The 16,375-nt window shown below is 59.2% G+C and carries 17 protein-coding genes; 5 read left to right on the top strand and 12 right to left on the bottom strand.

From position 1 onward, the window contains the following. Position 1 precedes the first annotated feature (1 nt). Positions 2–1,429: a sulfotransferase family 2 domain-containing protein gene (locus N7U68_RS12780; protein ID WP_263047047.1), complete on the top strand. Its 1,428-nt coding sequence runs from the start codon at positions 2–4 to the stop codon at positions 1,427–1,429. A gap of 25 nt (positions 1,430–1,454) precedes the next feature. Here the strand turns inward: N7U68_RS12780 and N7U68_RS12775 are convergent, their stop codons facing one another. From N7U68_RS12775 to N7U68_RS12750, 6 genes are all read right to left on the bottom strand, one after another. Further along, positions 1,455–1,919: a PTS sugar transporter subunit IIA gene (locus tag N7U68_RS12775; protein ID WP_165194955.1), complete on the bottom strand. Its 465-nt coding sequence runs from the start codon at positions 1,917–1,919 to the stop codon at positions 1,455–1,457. Between the two features lie 45 nt (positions 1,920–1,964). Beyond that, entirely contained in the window at positions 1,965–2,528 is a 564-nt protein-coding gene (gene hpf, locus N7U68_RS12770; RefSeq protein ID WP_165194957.1) for a ribosome hibernation-promoting factor, HPF/YfiA family, read from the bottom strand. Between the two features lie 241 nt (positions 2,529–2,769). Continuing rightward, positions 2,770–3,540: an LPS export ABC transporter ATP-binding protein gene (lptB, locus tag N7U68_RS12765; protein ID WP_206295684.1), complete on the bottom strand. Its 771-nt coding sequence runs from the start codon at positions 3,538–3,540 to the stop codon at positions 2,770–2,772. Beyond that, the gene (locus N7U68_RS12760) at positions 3,537–4,028 is read right to left on the bottom strand and encodes an LptA/OstA family protein (RefSeq protein ID WP_241188082.1); all 492 of its coding nucleotides are present in this window, start codon (positions 4,026–4,028) and stop codon (positions 3,537–3,539) included. The genes lptB and N7U68_RS12760 overlap by 4 nt, the downstream gene beginning before the upstream one ends. Next, complete coding sequence (gene lptC, locus N7U68_RS12755; RefSeq protein WP_263047046.1) at positions 4,028–4,600, bottom strand: LPS export ABC transporter periplasmic protein LptC; 573 nt, start codon at positions 4,598–4,600, stop codon at positions 4,028–4,030. Before lptC ends, N7U68_RS12760 begins: the two co-directional genes overlap by 1 nt. Positions 4,601–4,641: 41 nt before the next feature. Then, on the bottom strand, positions 4,642–5,253 hold the full coding sequence (locus N7U68_RS12750) for a ribonuclease D (protein ID WP_263047045.1): 612 nt from the start codon (positions 5,251–5,253) through the stop codon (positions 4,642–4,644). Positions 5,254–5,419: 166 nt separating this feature from the next. Between N7U68_RS12750 and N7U68_RS12745 the strand changes: the two genes are divergently transcribed. After that, the gene (locus N7U68_RS12745; RefSeq protein ID WP_263047044.1) at positions 5,420–6,187 is read left to right on the top strand and encodes a hypothetical protein; all 768 of its coding nucleotides are present in this window, start codon (positions 5,420–5,422) and stop codon (positions 6,185–6,187) included. Here the strand turns inward: N7U68_RS12745 and arfB are convergent, their stop codons facing one another. The 5 genes from arfB to N7U68_RS12720 all read right to left on the bottom strand — a co-directional run bounded on the left by arfB (position 6,188) and on the right by N7U68_RS12720 (position 10,559). Further along, positions 6,188–6,610 carry an alternative ribosome rescue aminoacyl-tRNA hydrolase ArfB gene (gene arfB / locus N7U68_RS12740; RefSeq protein ID WP_165194965.1) on the bottom strand — a complete coding sequence of 141 codons (423 nt, stop codon included), beginning with the start codon at positions 6,608–6,610 and terminating at the stop codon, positions 6,188–6,190. 299 nt (positions 6,611–6,909) lie between these two features. Next, positions 6,910–7,536: a queuosine precursor transporter gene (locus N7U68_RS12735; protein WP_263047043.1), complete on the bottom strand. Its 627-nt coding sequence runs from the start codon at positions 7,534–7,536 to the stop codon at positions 6,910–6,912. 160 nt (positions 7,537–7,696) lie between these two features. Continuing rightward, positions 7,697–8,551, bottom strand: a complete 855-nt coding sequence (gene mepA / locus N7U68_RS12730; RefSeq protein ID WP_241188257.1) for a penicillin-insensitive murein endopeptidase — start codon at positions 8,549–8,551, stop codon at positions 7,697–7,699. A 66-nt stretch (positions 8,552–8,617) separates the two neighbouring features. After that, positions 8,618–9,949, bottom strand: coding sequence for an MFS transporter (locus tag N7U68_RS12725; protein ID WP_165194971.1), 1,332 nt, complete (start codon positions 9,947–9,949; stop codon positions 8,618–8,620). A gap of 58 nt (positions 9,950–10,007) precedes the next feature. After that, positions 10,008–10,559, bottom strand: a complete 552-nt coding sequence (locus N7U68_RS12720; protein WP_165194973.1) for an acyl-CoA thioesterase — start codon at positions 10,557–10,559, stop codon at positions 10,008–10,010. Positions 10,560–10,687: 128 nt separating this feature from the next. Here N7U68_RS12720 and N7U68_RS12715 point away from each other — a divergent pair, with 128 nt between their 5' ends. The 3 genes from N7U68_RS12715 (at position 10,688) to yaaA (ending at position 14,036) form a co-directional block, all read left to right on the top strand. Beyond that, positions 10,688–10,975 carry a YggT family protein gene (locus N7U68_RS12715; RefSeq protein WP_263047042.1) on the top strand — a complete coding sequence of 96 codons (288 nt, stop codon included), beginning with the start codon at positions 10,688–10,690 and terminating at the stop codon, positions 10,973–10,975. Positions 10,976–11,189: 214 nt separating this feature from the next. Continuing rightward, positions 11,190–13,229 carry a DNA helicase RecQ gene (recQ, locus tag N7U68_RS12710; RefSeq protein WP_263047041.1) on the top strand — a complete coding sequence of 680 codons (2,040 nt, stop codon included), beginning with the start codon at positions 11,190–11,192 and terminating at the stop codon, positions 13,227–13,229. A 33-nt stretch (positions 13,230–13,262) separates the two neighbouring features. After that, positions 13,263–14,036 carry a peroxide stress protein YaaA gene (gene yaaA, locus N7U68_RS12705; RefSeq protein ID WP_263047040.1) on the top strand — a complete coding sequence of 258 codons (774 nt, stop codon included), beginning with the start codon at positions 13,263–13,265 and terminating at the stop codon, positions 14,034–14,036. Here the strand turns inward: yaaA and N7U68_RS12700 are convergent. Further along, positions 14,033–16,276, bottom strand: a complete 2,244-nt coding sequence (locus N7U68_RS12700) for a response regulator (protein WP_263047039.1) — start codon at positions 16,274–16,276, stop codon at positions 14,033–14,035. The genes yaaA and N7U68_RS12700 overlap by 4 nt on opposite strands. Between the last annotated feature and the right edge of the window lie 99 nt (positions 16,277–16,375).

Here is a 16,375-nt window from a genome sequence, read left to right as displayed (position 1 = left end):
CATGGTTGCACGTTTCGACTATTTCGTGGTGTTCGCAGAGATGCGAACCGGCAGCAATCTGTTGGAATCCAACATTAACTCGTTTGATTCACTGAATTGCCACGGCGAGGCGTTCAACCCTCACTTTATCGGCTACCCAAACAAAACCGAAATTCTGGGCATCACGCAGGCCATGCGAGAGGGCGACCCTGCCCGCCTGATCGACGCGATCAAATCCGACACTGACGGCATCGGCGGCTTCCGGTTTTTCCATGACCATGATCCGCGCGCGCTGGACCTCGCCCTGACTGACCCGCGCTGCGCCAAGATCATCCTGACCCGCAACCCGGCAGAAAGCTATGTCAGTTGGAAAATTGCGCAGGAAACCGGCCAGTGGAAACTGACCAATGTGAAACGCCGCCGCGACGCCCGCGCGACATTTGATGCCGCTGAATTCGACAGCCATATGCACAACCTGCAAGATTTCCAACTGCTGTTGCTGAATACGCTGCAACGCACCGGACAAACTGCGTTCTACATCGCCTACGAGGATCTGAACGATCTCGGTGTGATCAATGGTCTGGCAAAATTCCTCGGAACAGAAGAGGCGCTAGAGGAGCTGGACAGCAACCTGAAAATCCAGAATCCGCAGGCGCTAGAGGATAAGGTCGCCAATTTCGATGAAATGACCACGGCGCTGGCCGGGCTGGACCGGTTTAACCTGACCCGCACACCCAACTTTGAGCCGCGCCGCGGCGCGGCCGTGCCCAGCCACATCGTCGCGCTGGAGGCTCCGCTGTGCTATATGCCGATCCGTTCCGGACCAGAGCGCGAAGTAGAGGACTGGCTGGCCGCTCTGGACGGGGTCGCGCCCGAGGGGCTGCACACCAAGATGAACCAAAAACTGCTGCGTCAATGGATGCGGCAGCATCCCGGCCATCGCTGCTTTACCGTGTTGCGCCATCCCATTGCACGTGCCCACGCCGCCTTTTGCCATCGCATCCTCAACCGCGGCCCGGATTGCCTCACTGAAATTCGCCGCACCTTGCGCAACTTTCACAAACTGCCGATTCCCGGCCCTGGCCCGGATGAAACCTATGACAGGCGCGCGCATTACACGGCCTTCGTCGCGTTTTTGGAGTTTCTCAAGGCCAACTTGCGCGGCCAGACCAGCGTTCGGGTCGATGCAAACTGGGCCAGCCAGTCCGCTGTCCTTCAGGGTATGGCACAATTCACCTTACCCGATCTTATTCTGCGTGAGGATGAGATGATGCTTTCTCTGGGCGCATTGGCCAAACAGGTCGGCTATCCCGGCGCCCCGCCCATTCCCGACACCGCGCCCGACACGCCCTTCACACTGGCCGACATATACGACGACCAGATTGAGGCGCTGGGATCTGATATCTATCAGCGCGACTACATCATGTTCGGATTTGACCGCTGGGCGTAGGGTGGGGTTTCACCCCACCAGCGGGCTAGGCAGCGATCGACGATTGCGCCTCTGTGACGATCGCATAAAGCGTCGCGGCATCACGGTTGGCCCGCAGCTTGGCGCAGAGCGCAGCATCGCGCAGCGTCCGTGACACCAGCGCCAACGCCTTCAGGTGCTCGACCCCGGCATCACGGGGGGCAAACAGGGCAAAGGCCAGATCGATGGGACGTCGGTCCACCGCGTCAAAATCAATCGGCTTCTCCAGCAGCACCAACGCACCTACGACACTCTCGACGTCGTCGATCCGCGCATGAGGAAGGGCGACCCCGTGGCCTACACCCGTCGGGCCCAGGCTCTCGCGCTCTTGCAGTGCTTCAACAGCCTTTTGTGCGTTCACGCCATAGGCGGCATGGGCAATATCACCCAATTCGTGAATCAGACGCTTTTTACTCGATGCTGCCGATAGTACGCGCACGGCCTCGGGCTTGAGGATCATTGAAACTTCCATTTCTTGCTCCGAACATACGCCGCTGGTCCGTGCGCTGCCCTTGTATCAGGGATCAATCCAACCGATGTTGCCGTCTTCCCGGCGATACACCACGTTGAGCCCGTCTTTTGCCTCGTTTCTAAATACCAGAACAGGGGCGCCCGCCAGTTCCATCTGCATCACGGCCTCGCCGACCGACAGCGACGGGATGTGCGCTTCGATCTCGGCCACGATGATGGGTTGCAGGCTCTCGGGTTCCGATTCCCCTTCTTCGACTTCTGACGCGAGGATATAGGAGGACGCGCCGAAAAGTTCAACCGGCTCTGTCCGGTCCCTGTGATGATCCTTCAAACGGCGTTTGTAACGACGCAGTTGCTTTTCCATTTTCTCGCAGCATTGATCAAATGCGGCGTAGATTTCATGCGCATGCGCTCTGGCCTGCGCGGTCAATCCGGTGGACAGGTGCACAATCGACTCGCATACAAACTCGCTCGCACTCTTGGAAAAAACCACTTGCGCGTCTGTTGGGCGCTCGGCGTATTTCGCCACGGCTGCGCCCAGCTCGTCTTTCACATGGGTTTGCAGGGCCTCGCCGATATCGATCTGCTTTCCGGTGATTTGATAGCGCATGTTACCTCCTTTATTTATCGCACCGAAACGGGTGCACGGATCGCATATAAGCGCCGCGCATAGCCTCTGTTTCGGCTGCGGGAATTGGACATTTGCAGGGGCTGCGCGTGTTGGGTCGTGTTCGACCGGATCCCTGAGCACACAGTTCGAAAACCTCAAATGTCATACCATAATTGACGCGCTTTCCGGCTCGATTGTCAATCAAGATCGTGAAGACTTCACGAAAATCCAACGCAGCAAATCAGGAAATTTTGAAATTCTCACCAAGATAGACGCGGCGAACATTTTCGTTCTCGACGACTTCGCTCGGGCTACCGGACATCAACACCCGGCCATCGTGCAGGATATAGGCGCGGTCGACGATTTCCAGCGTTTCCCGGACGTTATGATCAGTAATCAGCACACCGATGCCGCGCTTCTTCAGGTCTGCAACCAGATGCCGGATATCCCCTACGCTGATCGGATCGACACCGGCGAACGGCTCATCCAGCAGCAGATAACGTGGATCAGCCGCCAGGCAACGTGCGATCTCGACCCGCCGCCGTTCTCCGCCCGACAGCGCCAGCGCAGGCGCGCGCCGCAGGTGTTCGATAGAGAATTCAGACAGCAGCTCTTCCAAACGTTCGCGCCGCTTGTGTCGATCACTTTGCGAAATGTCGAGGATTGACATGATGTTGTCCTCGACAGACAGCCCGCGAAAGATCGACATTTCCTGCGGCAGATAGCCGATACCCATCTTGGCGCGCCGATACATCGGCAGGTTGGTCACATCGCGCCCGTCAATCCGGACTGTCCCGCCTTCGGGGTAAATCAGGCCCGCAATCGAATAGAATGTCGTCGTCTTACCGGAACCATTCGGACCCAACAGCGCCGCAACTTCGCCCTGCCGCAGCCGAATCGACACATCACGGATCACCACACGCTTTTTATAGCTTTTGCGCAGATTCGTGACACTCAGCCCCAACGCATCGTCGTCGCTTTCATGCGCGATATGCAGGTCAGGTTTGGTCACTCTTTGGCCTCGGGTTGCAACACCGTTTTGACCCGTCCGTTCATCCGCGCGGTTCCCGCCACGGTATCGACGAACATCTTGTCGGCGGTCAGCGCCGACAACCCCTGCACCAGCAGGACATTCCCGGCCATTTCGATCATACCGGTCTGCACGTTGTAATCGGCCTGCACTGCTTCTGCGGCATCCTCGCCACTGACCAGCGTGACGCCACCCTTGGCGCGCAATCGCTCGATCCCCGAACGATCCTCCAGATACACTACCAGAACCCACGGCGCAGACAGGCGCATCTGCCCCTGCCCGATCAGAACATTGCCGGTGAAAATCGCGGTGCCGTCATTCTGATCGACATCCAGCTTGTCCGCCGTCACTTCGACCGGCAGGCTTTTGTCCTGCTGCTGATCGCCGAACGCGACCTGCATACCCTGAGCCTGCACCATGCTCGCAAACCCGAGCAAAGCCATCACTTGTAAGAGGCGAAACACGTACATCAGTCCTTTTGCTTTGGTGGGATGTATACCAGCTTGACGCCATCGGTGAACAGCAAATGTGCAGTGCCGTCCTCCTCTTCTGAAGTCAGCAACATCCTCCCGGCTTCCAATGTGCCCGGCGGGCCGGTACCATTCACCGGTCCCGGCGTCTCGGCGCGCAGCGTGTCGAACTGGGCGTTGATCCGATCCGTCCGTATATCATAGCCGGTTGTCGTCGTGACATGCACATTTCCATCCAGCAATGCCGAATATTCGATCTGGTCGCTTTCGCCGAAATCGGAGGTGATGTTGACCACCGCCCCCCCATTCAGCCGCAACTCGGCCCGCACCTCCTCGGCCAGCAATAGCCCTTCCTTGGTTCGGTCGGGCCGCACCTTGTCAGCCTTGAACGACACCTGTTCGCCCCCCGTGGCAACCCCGGCAAAGCTGGGATTCGTCACCCCCTGATCATGGGCGCGCTGCGTCAGGTCGATCTGGCTGAACGGTATCACCTGATCCAGATCGACCTTGCGACTGAACAGAAAAACGGTCGACAACAGGCCAAGCGCCACCAGCGGCAGGATGATCTTCATCCATGCCACGACGACTGAGTGGATGTTGTCCCCCGCCCGCATTAATGAGAAAAGATATCTTGCTCTGGCCAACCCGCCAGATCAAGCCGCGCACGCATCGGCAGGAAATCAAAACAGGCCTGCGCCATTTCCATCCGCCCCTCGCGCACCAGCCGCGCGTTCAACTCATCGCGCAATTGATGCAGGTACAGAACGTCGGATGCGGCATACTCCAATTGTGCATCGCTTAATTCAGCCGCACCCCAGTCAGAGCTTTGCTGCTGTTTTGAGATGTCCACGCCCAACAACTCCTGCAACAGGTTTTTCAGCCCATGCCGGTCCGTATAGGTGCGGATCAGCTTGCTGGCGATCTTGGTGCAATAGACCGGGGCTGTCACCGCGCCGAATGCGTTCTGCATCGCTGCAATGTCGAACCGGCCGAAATGAAACAGCTTCAGCACATCCGGATTTTCCAGCATCGCACAAAGGTTCGGCGCGTCTGTTTGACCCTTGGCCACCTGCACCAGATGCGCATTGCCGTCGCCACCCGACATCTGGATAACACACAGCCGATCACGATGCGGGTTCAGTCCCATCGTCTCGCAATCGATCGCCACCACAGGGCCCAGATCCAGACCGTCGGGCAAATCGCCCTGATAGAGATGGTTCGCCACTAAAATTCCTCCGCGCTGTTGCGCCTTGGGTTTATATAGGAACGCAGCACAGAGCCACCAAGAATATAAACGCGCACAACCCAGCGGCCCACCGCGCAGTGATTGGCCCGTGTCGGCTTCTACGTGCTATGAAGGTAGCAGATGCAAGAAAACGGAGGCGAATGATATGAAACCTGCATGGGCAACACTATTCTTCCTGACGATCGTCGCAGTCAGCGCCCAGACCCAAACGGCATCCGCCGATGATGGCTTCTGCACGGCGCAAGCGCAGGATGTCCTCGCCTCTCTCAACGGTTCATGGACGCTGCGGCAGAAGGCGGGTGTTGCTCGCGCCGGTGGTGTTCCGATCCCGATTCCACTTCCGGCGCATCCGCCGCAGCAGATGGAAATGGACGCATGGGATAATTTCGGCTTCTCCGTCCTGTCCGGTCAGGGGCAGTCGATGGTAATGCTTCCCGCCGTCTCCGACGCGGTTGCCGAACATATCGACACAACGACCGACAGCGGCATGGAAACGGTCCATGCGGACGTTGCCGGCTGCGACTGGGCAGCGATGCCCACGCTGGTCGGGACCAACACCTATGCCCTCCAAGGTCCGGGCGGAGACGCGTTGACCGTTGTCGACATGGAGGTGGCAAAGGCTAAATTCTCGGACGAATACGGCGTCACCGTGGTGGTCTGCCCGAATCCCGACACAGACAGCATGTTTGACGATCCGATTTCGGTCGGCGGTCTCTTCGGCGTCAAGATCATTCCCCGGAACGACAAGGAGCAATGCGCACCTGCCATGGCTCGCGTGGGATCGAACGAGATGGAAATGACAATTTTCCTGCGGTTCGATTCGGCCAATTCCGCCGCTGGCCTGCTCAGTTTCCGCGGCGAAATGAACGGGTCCGCCTTCTCGGCCAGCGCACCACTCACGATGTCGCGCTGATCATTCGTCCGGCGTCACGTTCCCGCGCAGCGCCTTGACCTCGCCGCGCACCTTCTTGGCCTTCAGCCGCCGCTTCTTTGATCCCAGCGTCGGGCGGGTCGCGATCCGCCGCTTTGGCTTTTCCGTGGCCTTGGTGATCAACTCGGCCAGCCGAGTGCGTGCAATATCGCGGTTGCGCGCCTGATGGCGCGTCTCATCGCATTGGATGATCAGCGCGCCCTCTTTGGTCCAGCGCCGCCCTGCCAGCCGTTGCAGCCGCCGCTTCACCGGATCAGGCAGGTTCGGAGAACGCGCCGCTTCGAACCGCAATTCGACCGCAGAGGCGACCTTGTTCACATTCTGCCCGCCCGGTCCGCTGGCACGCACGAACTGCTCGGTCAGCTCCCAGTCCTCGATGGTGATCTGATCATTTATCTTCAGCATTTCGCCACCTTTCAGGGCAGTGTGCCGGCCAAGCCTAGAACCATACCAGAAATTCAGCACAGCCCAGACCAAATCAAAAGGGCCGTTCCACATTGGGAACGGCCCTCTAGAGTTTCCGGAGGCGGGCCGGTTAGGCGCACCAATTCGGGTCATTCATTCGCTTCGGGTCTGCCCTAGGCGATCATCCCCCAAACTGTTCCGACACCTCGCTCCAATACCTCTATGGACACTGGACCACCTCCTTTCAAATGTTGAACCTAAGATGAGCCTGCCATAGATTTCGCGTTTGTCAAAACATTTTAGCGCACATCTTGCGCCAACCGCGCCACGATGAGGCGAAACGGCACCAGCGCCACCAATGCCACGCACAGCTTTACCGCCCAATCCGCGACCGCCAATGTGACCCACAGCGGGGCATCGGACCCCACCATCAGGAACGGTGCCGCACCCCACGCCCAGCTGATCGCCGCATCGGCATCCGCACCGAAAACCGTGATAGAGGCCGAAAACGCTATCGAGAAAAACAGAACGGTATCCACCGTCGATCCAATCAGGGTTGACGCCAGCGGCGCGCGCCACCACGCGCCGCCGCGTAGCCGATCAAACACCGCAACATCCAGCAGTTGCGCCACCAGAAATGCTGTCGCCGATCCCACCGCGATCCGCAGCGCCACGGCAGGTCCGTATTCCAGCATGATCTGCGAACCGATCAAGCTGCACACGATCCCCACCAGAAACCCGGCAAACACCACCCGCCGCGCCGCCGCCACGCCATAGACGCGGTTCATCACATCGGTGACCAGAAAGGCCAGCGGATAGGTGAACGCACCCCATGTCAGCAGCCCGTCCAGCAACAGAAATTGCACAAGGATATTCGAGGCCACAACAATGGCGGCCATGGCGATAATGCCAGTCAGATGTCGCATGATATTTTCCCGTTTTCACAAGGTTGCGGAGACTTGGTCCCCGAATATCGGGAACGGATGCGGTCTAGTCGCCGCAAGTTGCACCGTCAACACACCTGTCGCTTCTTCTTGCAGGAAATATCCCCGCCGGAGGCATGAAAACTCTTTTCTGCGCCGGCACTCACTTCGATTGCAGAACGCTCACGCATTGCGACGGCAGATCGGCCATCGTGTATTCCCGGCGTTTCTTGGGCGGCGGAGCGTTCGGATCAACCGGCTTTGGCGGGGGTGGGTTCAGAATGTCGTTCACCCATTTTTGCGCATCGGCACAGCCGTCACCGGCGGGCGGCGCCGCCTGATCGACACAGCCACGCGCGCCTCTGGGGCATTTCAGCCGTACGTGAAAGTGATAGTGATGCCCCCACCATGGCCGGATTTTGCGCAGCCACGCGCGGTTGCCCTTCTCATCGTTGCACATCTGCACCTTGGCCCCCGGAAAGACGAAAATGCGCGCGGTACGCTTGTCCTTGGCCGCCGCCTTGATGATCTCGTGATGCGCCCGCGTCCACTTGGAATTGGTATACGCACCCTTGGATCGGCGCATCGACACCGACGACAGGTTCTCGCGCTGGTTACGGCTCAGGTTCAATCGGTTCGGCGGTAACATCCAGATATCGACATCCAGCCCCAGCTGATGCGACCGGTGCCCGGACAGCATCGGCCCGCCGCGCGGCTGGCTTATATCCCCGATATAGAGCCCCGCCCACCCCGGTTGCCGCGCTGCCTTGGCTGATAGCTTCTGAATGAAATCAATCGTCTCCGGGTGGCCCCAGTTGCGGTTGCGGCTCAGCCGCATTGCCTGCCATGTCGGCCCGGTCTCGGGCAGTTGCACACCACCTGCCATGCACCCTTTGGCGTAACTTCCGAACGGCGCGGGCGCATGTCGCGAGCCATCCCTTTTCTTGCCAAACAGCTGCTTGGCCTCGACACCCTTCATCGAACTGGGGATGTTTTGCGACGCCGCAGGATGCGCCATTACAGCCAGCGCACAAATCGCGGCAATCAGTTTCAGACCTTTGAACATTTCACTTCACCTCACCCGTCAGTCATCGCCATCCGGTTTGACCAAGAGTAACAACAAGAACCCTGCCGCGAAAAGGACTATCAACGGAGTCACGCCAATCTGCTGACTACCGGTCATGGTCGTCACCACCCCGATCGAGATCGGCGCGATGAAACTGGTCGCCTTGCCCGCAAGACCATAAAGACCGAACGCTTCGGCCATATGGCCTGGGCGGGCCTGAAAAACCATCATCGTCCGGCTGGCAGATTGGATGACACCGCCTGCGGCTCCGATCATCGCGCCAAAGACATAGAACGTGATATCCGGCAGCGCCGACCTTGGCCCGACGGCGACGCCATACACGCTGTCGCGCGACACAAAGATGATCGAGACAGCGACAAAGCTTAGCACGACGATACAGCCCATGATCACCGGCTTGGGCCCCAGACGCTGATCGACATGCCCGCCGAGCCACGCAAAGACAGCGCCAGAGATGATGGCGATGATACCAAAAACACCCACATCAACCACAGACCAGTTCAGCACGCCCGCCGCATAGATACCGCCAAAGAAATACATTCCGTTCAGCGCATCGCGGTAAAACATCGACGCCCCGAGATATGAAAACAGCGAAGGTGTGCGCGGCAACCGGCAGATGGTCGTCCAGACTGACGCCAATGCGCGCTGTACCGCGCCGGGGGCCTTGTCAGCGGGTTTGGGGTCTTGGACCCACATGAAAAACGGCGCCATGAACAACAAATACCAGAACCCGGTCAGTGGCCCGACAAACCGCGTCCCCTCGCGCGTATGCGCATCGAGGCCAAACAGCGGGTCAATCCCGATCATCGTCTTGCCGGTCGCCCCGCTCTCGGCAAAGAACGCCAGCATGATCACCAGCGCGCTCAGCCCGCCCAGATAGCCGAACGCCCAGCCATTGCCGGAAATGCGACCGATTTCCTCCTTGGTCCCCAGATCCGGCAACATCGAGTTAGTGAAGATCGTCGCGAACTCCATCCCGATCATGCCGATGACAAAGAAAACAAGGATCGTGACCAGATCAAAATCGTGCGGCATCGCCCACCAGATGCCAAAGGCGCCGATCACATACATTGCTGAAAACAGCTTGATCCATCCCAGCCGGTTACCTGAATGATCCGCCATCGCACCCAAAACCGGGGCCAGCAACGCGATGATGACACCACCTGCGCCGATACCGAAGCCCCACGCTGCCTGTGCTTGTGCCCCGTCTCCGATCAGCTCTTTGACGTAGGGCGCGAAAATAAAGGTGATCAACAGCGTGTTATAGGGTTGGCTCGCCCAGTCGAAAAAGAACCATCCCCAAATGCGCTTGCCGTGCGAAATGGATTTCATAACTCGTCCCTGAAAATGCCTCGGCCCGATATGACAGCCAAGGCGTTATCGGGGCAAGTTATTCCTGCATGTCAGGGGCCTGAATCGGCGGCCACGGGCGTTGGTCCTCGGCCTCCAGCCACGTCTGCACCCAACCCGGCAACTCTGGCGACTCCACGTCATGCCCCATCGCCAACAACGCCTCGGCAGGAGGGACGATCCCCTTTGCCCCGGTGATCGCCGAACGATAGACGATCTGATTGGCACATTCACCATTCGCCTTCCACATGGATTGCTCCAGATAGATGAACCGCGCGTCCCATCCCAGCGCACGACTGCGCATCTCGATCCGCTCAAAGGTGCGAATACGTCGGCGATACCGCACCGCCGCCCCCGCCATGGTCAGACCCCAACGGTTTTTGCGCAGCAAACCCACCAGACCTGAACGCCGCGCCAACGGAATACGCCCCAGATCATACAGCGTCAGGGTGCGCCCGTTGTTCAGCTCCATCCACAGATCAATGTCCCACGGCAGGCAGTAATGATGCGACACATGGGTGCCGGTCAGTGGCAGCGCCGGATCATTACGGTGTTTGAACAATTGCCAGAACATTCGGACGACGGGGTACATGGGCAGGCTCCTTTGCGTTGCTATGTCATACCGCATTACCTCAACGTCAACCGTCACCCGGCGTAAGCCTTGCGCTTTGCCGCGCTGCGCCTTACCTGTGAGGCGATTTTGCAAAGACAGGCACGCCCATGACATCGCTATTTCAGATCATCATGTTGATCCTTGATATCCTGTGGTTCGTGATCATCGCCCATGTGATCATGTCGTGGTTGATCAACTTTCAGGTGCTGAACATGCGTCAGCCATTGGTCGCACAGATCTGGGGCGGTCTGGAACGTCTGCTTGACCCGATCTACAGCCGCATCCGCCGCATCCTGCCGCCGATGTCCGGCATCGACCTTGCCCCTCTTGTGGCACTGGTCGCGGTCTATGCATTGCGGATCGTGCTGTTCAACAACGCTACAGCGTTTTACTGAAGCGTTTCGATAGAACCGCGCGGTTCACGTTTACCCGTCAATATTTTAGGGTCCGGACCCATTAAACTCGTCAAAGCCAGGGCGGCCTGCGGCCTTGCAGTCCGGGCTTTCGTGATCATGCAGGCAAAGTAATACCACCGAACCCTTGTTCACCGATTCTTAGTGTGAAAAACTGACAGTCAGAGCAGTTGAACAAAATCTAACAGGACCAATAATGTCAGGCGCCGCCACGCTTTTGCGCGATGTTTTCGGATTCGATGCCTTCCGGCCCGGTCAGGAGGATATCGTTTCAGCAGTCGCAGACGGGCAGAACGTGCTGGCGATCATGCCCACTGGTGGCGGAAAATCACTGTGTTTCCAACTACCAGCCCTGATGCGCGAGGGTGTGACTGTCGTCATCTCGCCGCTCATCGCGTTGATGCGCGATCAGGTCCGTGCCCTGCGCGCTGCCGGTGTCGAGGCGGGCGCGCTGACCTCGGGCAATACCGAAGAAGAGACCGAAGACGTCTGGCGCGCACTGGACGATGGGCGGCTCAAACTCCTCTATATCGCGCCTGAACGGCTTGCTGCCGGATCGTCGTTGAACATGCTGCGCCGCATCGGCGTCAGCATGATCGCTGTGGACGAGGCTCATTGCGTCAGCCAATGGGGCCACGATTTCCGCCCCGATTACCTGCGCATCGGTGAATTGCGCCGCGCACTGAATGTCCCGCTCGCCGCGTTCACCGCCACGGCAGATGCCGAAACGCAGGCCGAGATCGTGCAGAAACTGTTCGATGGCACACCCCCGGCCACTTTCCTGCACGGGTTTGACCGTCCCAACATCCATCTGGCCTTTGCGGCCAAGGATGGACCGCGTCGGCAGATCATGGATTTCGCCGCTGCGCGCAAAGGTCAATCCGGCATCGTCTATTGCGGCACCCGCGCGCGCACAGAAACACTGGCACAGGCATTGGGTCAGGCCGGGCATTCATCCTGCGCCTATCACGGCGGCATGGACGCCGACGCGCGCCGCCATGTCGAACACCGCTTTAACACCGAGGACGGCCTTATCGTCGTCGCCACCGTCGCCTTTGGTATGGGCGTGGACAAGCCCGACATCAGATGGGTCGCCCACGCCGATCTGCCGAAATCTATCGAAGCCTATTATCAGGAAATCGGCCGTTCTGGCCGTGATGGGGCCCCCGCCGAAACGCTCACGCTCTTTGGCCCTGACGACATCCGCCTGCGCCGGTCCCAAATTGACGAAGGGCTGGCCCCACCAGAACGCCGCGCTGCCGATCACACTCGCCTGAATGCCCTCTTGGGTCTGGCTGAGGCGCTGAAATGTCGCCGCGTGCAGCTACTGGGTTATTTTGGCGAAGATGCCGCGCCCTGCGGCAATTGCGATCTCTGTGACAGCCCCCCCGCCACCTTTGACGGGACAGAAGCAGTGCGCAAGGCGCTCTCGGCGATCCTGCGCACCGGCGAATATTTTGGCGCAGGCCACCTGATCGACGTTCTCACTGGTAAGGTCACGGACAAGGTCAGCGCGCGCGGCCATGACGCTCTGCCCACCTTTGGCGTCGGCCGCGACATCGCCCGCCCCATGTGGCAGGGCATATTCCGCCAGATGATGGGCCACGACCTGATCCGTCCCGACCCCGAACGCCACGGCGCCCTGCGCATGACCGACCCTGCGGTGCCGATCCTCAAGGGCGAGGCGCAAATCACCCTGCGACAGGACACGCTGACATCGAAAGCCCGCCGCCCGGCGGTCAAGGCATTGGTTTCCGACGAGGACGCGCCGCTGCTCTCTGCGCTCAAGGCCAAACGCCGCGCCTTTGCCGAGGCCGCGCGCGTACCGGCCTACGTAGTGTTCAATGACCGCACCCTGATCGAAATGGCCGAGGCGCGCCCCGAAAATCTGGACCAGATGGCACGCATCGGCGGTGTCGGCGCGAAAAAGCTGGATCAATACGGTGACGCCTTTCTCGCCGTGATCAACGGCGAAGCGGCCCAGATGCACCCCAGCCGCCGCAAGCTGGCCGGTCGCGACGCTGGCGACCTATATGATCGTCTGACAGAAGTCGGCTCGCAACTCTCGCGCGGGACCGACGGATTGGAAAAACCCCTCAGTTGCTCCGCCTCCCTGATCACCCGCATCGCCGAAACCCGCCCGCGTGATCCGGCACAGATGGCACGTATTCTGGGCGACAAGCGCGCCGAACGGTTCGGCGATGCATTTCTGGACGTTCTGCACGGTAACCCCTAAATCAGAGGGGCACCCATTAGTTAGGAAGACCACATGCTCGTCGTCGTCTCACCCGCCAAAAAGCTCGATATGAACCCGGCAGAGGGGATTACCGCCACCACGCCCGCGTTTCTGGACGAGGCAGAGGCACTGGTCGAACACGCCCGCCAGTTGACCGAGGCCGATCTGCAAAAGCTGATGAAGATCAGCGCGCCGCTGGCCAAGCTCAACGCCGACCGGTTCCGCGATTTCGGCACGATGGACAGCAAACCAGCAGCGCTCGCCTTTGCCGGGGACACCTATCAGGGGCTAGAGGCCAGCACCCTCAGCGAGGACGAAATGCGTTACGCGCAGGATCATCTGCGCATCCTTTCCGGCCTTTATGGTGCCCTGCGCCCACTCGATGCGATACAGCCTTACCGCCTTGAAATGGGTAGTCGGCTCAAGACCCCGCGCGGCGCATCGCTCTATGATTGGTGGGGCGCGAAAATCTCGCGGTCCCTGAATGCCCAGGCGGCAGAGACCGCCAGCGACGTGTTGGTGAATTGCGCCAGTCAGGAATATTTCGGCGCAGTGGACACCGACGCGCTCGACCTGCGCGTGATCACCCCCGTTTTCATGGAAGAGCGCGCCGGCACCCCAAAGATCATCAGCTTCTTTGCCAAGAAAGCCCGCGGTGCCATGGCGCGCTACATCGTGCAACACCGCCTGCGCGATGTCGGCGCGCTCCACGCATTCGATGTGGGCGGCTACGCATTCCAGCCGGATATGTCCGAGGTGGACCGCCCGGTGTTTGTCCGCAAAGAAGTAGCCGCCAAGGCGGCCTAGGCACTATCAATCTCTGCCAACGGCGCGCGCACCCCGTCAGGGCAAGCGTTGCGGATATGGTCGTGAATCAGCGCCTTGCGCAGCGGTTTGGTCATGTAGTGATCCAGCCCCGCAGCCAGAATACTTTCGTCATCGCCGTTCAATGCATGTGCTGTCATCGCGATGATCGGAACATGACCGCCCGATATTTTCTCCAGTTTTCGAATAGCCTGCGTCGCCTCCTTGCCATCCATACCGGGCATCGAAATATCCATGAACACGATATCCGGCGCAAAACTCTGATAGAGGTCGACAGCTTCGTGGCCATTGGCGGCGAACTCCAGAGTGATATCCAGCGCCTTGACCATCTTGCCAAAGACCAGCCGATTGGTCCGGTTATCCTCTGCGGCCAGCACGCGCATACTGCGCTGCGCGCTCGGCTGTGGGGTTCTTTGTCTCGGCGTCGATTCAGGCGACAATCCTGCAGCGCCGATATCCACGACCGGCGCCGCCGCTGTGCGCACGTCGCGCCGCAATACATCCTCCAACCCAGCCAGCGTCGCGAACAATTCTTGTCGAGCGACAGGCTTGTGCAGCACCGCGCATAGCTCGTTGCGCGCCGCATCACTTTCGATCTGCCCGGTGTTCGCGCTCTGGATGATGATTGGCACGTCATTGCCGGACTCGCGAATTGCCATTGTCAGGGCCAACCCATCCATATCGGGCATCATGTGATCGCTCAGCACCAGATCTATCCGCCCGTCCAGCTGCTCCAGCGCCTCGACTGCATTCGCGCAGCAGACGGTCTCAACCCCCAGCAGCGCCAACTGCTTTTGCACGATCATCCGACTGATTTCAGTGCCGTCCACCACCATCACACGCTGCAACATCCCCGAAAGCGCGGGCTTTGCAGGGGCGTCGCAGCCCGCCACCGGCATCGTAATCTGAAAGCCAAAGGTCGATCCCACGCCCTCGACTGAATCGGCCCAGATTTCACCACCCATCAGACGAATCAGTTTTTGTGAAATCGCCAATCCCAGCCCGGTGCCCTCGAACATGCGATTGCGCTCATCATCGACTTGGTTGAACTCCCCAAACACATGATCGATCTTGTCAGCCGGAATACCGATCCCGGTATCCTCGACCGCGACATGCACCGTTACATTCCCGGACTCAGCATCCGGCACGCCGGTCACGCGGACCACGACCTGCCCGACCTTGGTAAACTTGATCGCATTACCCATCAGATTGGTCAGGACCTGCCGCAACCGCCCCGGATCACCGATGAATTCGGTGGCAAGGAACAGGTCATAGTCCAGCACGACGTCCAAACCCTGATCACGCGCCTTGGGGTGCATCAACATGATCAATTCGTGAATACACCGTTCCAGATCAAACGGCTCGGGATGCAGAACCAGCTTCTCGGCCTCAATCTTGGAGTAATCGAGCACATCATTGATGATCACCAACAACGCCTCGCCCGAATTCTTGATCGTATTGGCGTAAAGCAACTGCTCGTCAGTCAGTCGGGTATCCTGCAACAACTCTGCCATGCCGACGACACCATTCATCGGCGTGCGAATCTCGTGGCTCATATTCGCGAGGAACGATGATTTCGCCCGGTTTGCCGCCTCGGCCTTGCGCCGCGCCTCTTTCAGTTGCTCTTCGTAGCGCACCGTATCAGAGATGTTCAGCGCCAGACTGACCACATCGCCGCCATGCCCGCGTCGGTCGATCAGTTTGATATACGCCCCAGTCCACAATCGGATGATGGCCTGCTCGGGTTCCGGGCTCTGCCAGCGATCCAGCATCGTTTCACGCCATGCGGCGGGCCTTTGATCGCCAATATCGACGATACCTTCTTCGGTCAGAAATTGCAGGATTTCCACATAGCTGACACCGGGCCGTATATCCTCCAGCCCTTCAAAAACGGCCATATACGCGGGATTTGCTGCCACCATGCGGCTGTTGTCATCAAAAAAGGCAAAGCCGTCCTGAATAGCCTCGATCGAATGCCACAGCCGCCGCTCGGCGATCTCGACCTTCTCATTGGCCACCGTCAGATCGGATTTCACGCGCTGGTTTTCGTCCTGAACCGTCTGCACCTTGGCGCGGGTGACGACGATCTCATCGGACAGCTTGCGGGCGTGATGCCCCAGTTTGCGATTGGCCTCGTGCAACTCAGCCTGTTTTTGCTCCAACAGCCGCTCCGCAGCCAGTCTGGAGCGCCGTTCCTGCGCCAATTTATTGGCAAGGCTCATTGCCGCCCTCCGCCGTGCCACAGTGTCATTCGACATGACATTCGACGATCAAGGTGAACAACTATTTAATAGTCGGTCTGGAATCATTGCCAGAAGGCC

Source organism: Roseovarius pelagicus (genome assembly GCF_025639885.1).
In the GTDB taxonomy this organism is placed as follows: Bacteria; Pseudomonadota; Alphaproteobacteria; order Rhodobacterales; family Rhodobacteraceae; genus Roseovarius; species Roseovarius pelagicus.
Note: the sequence above shows the minus strand (reverse complement) of the source record. Positions and strands in the feature narration are given on the sequence as shown.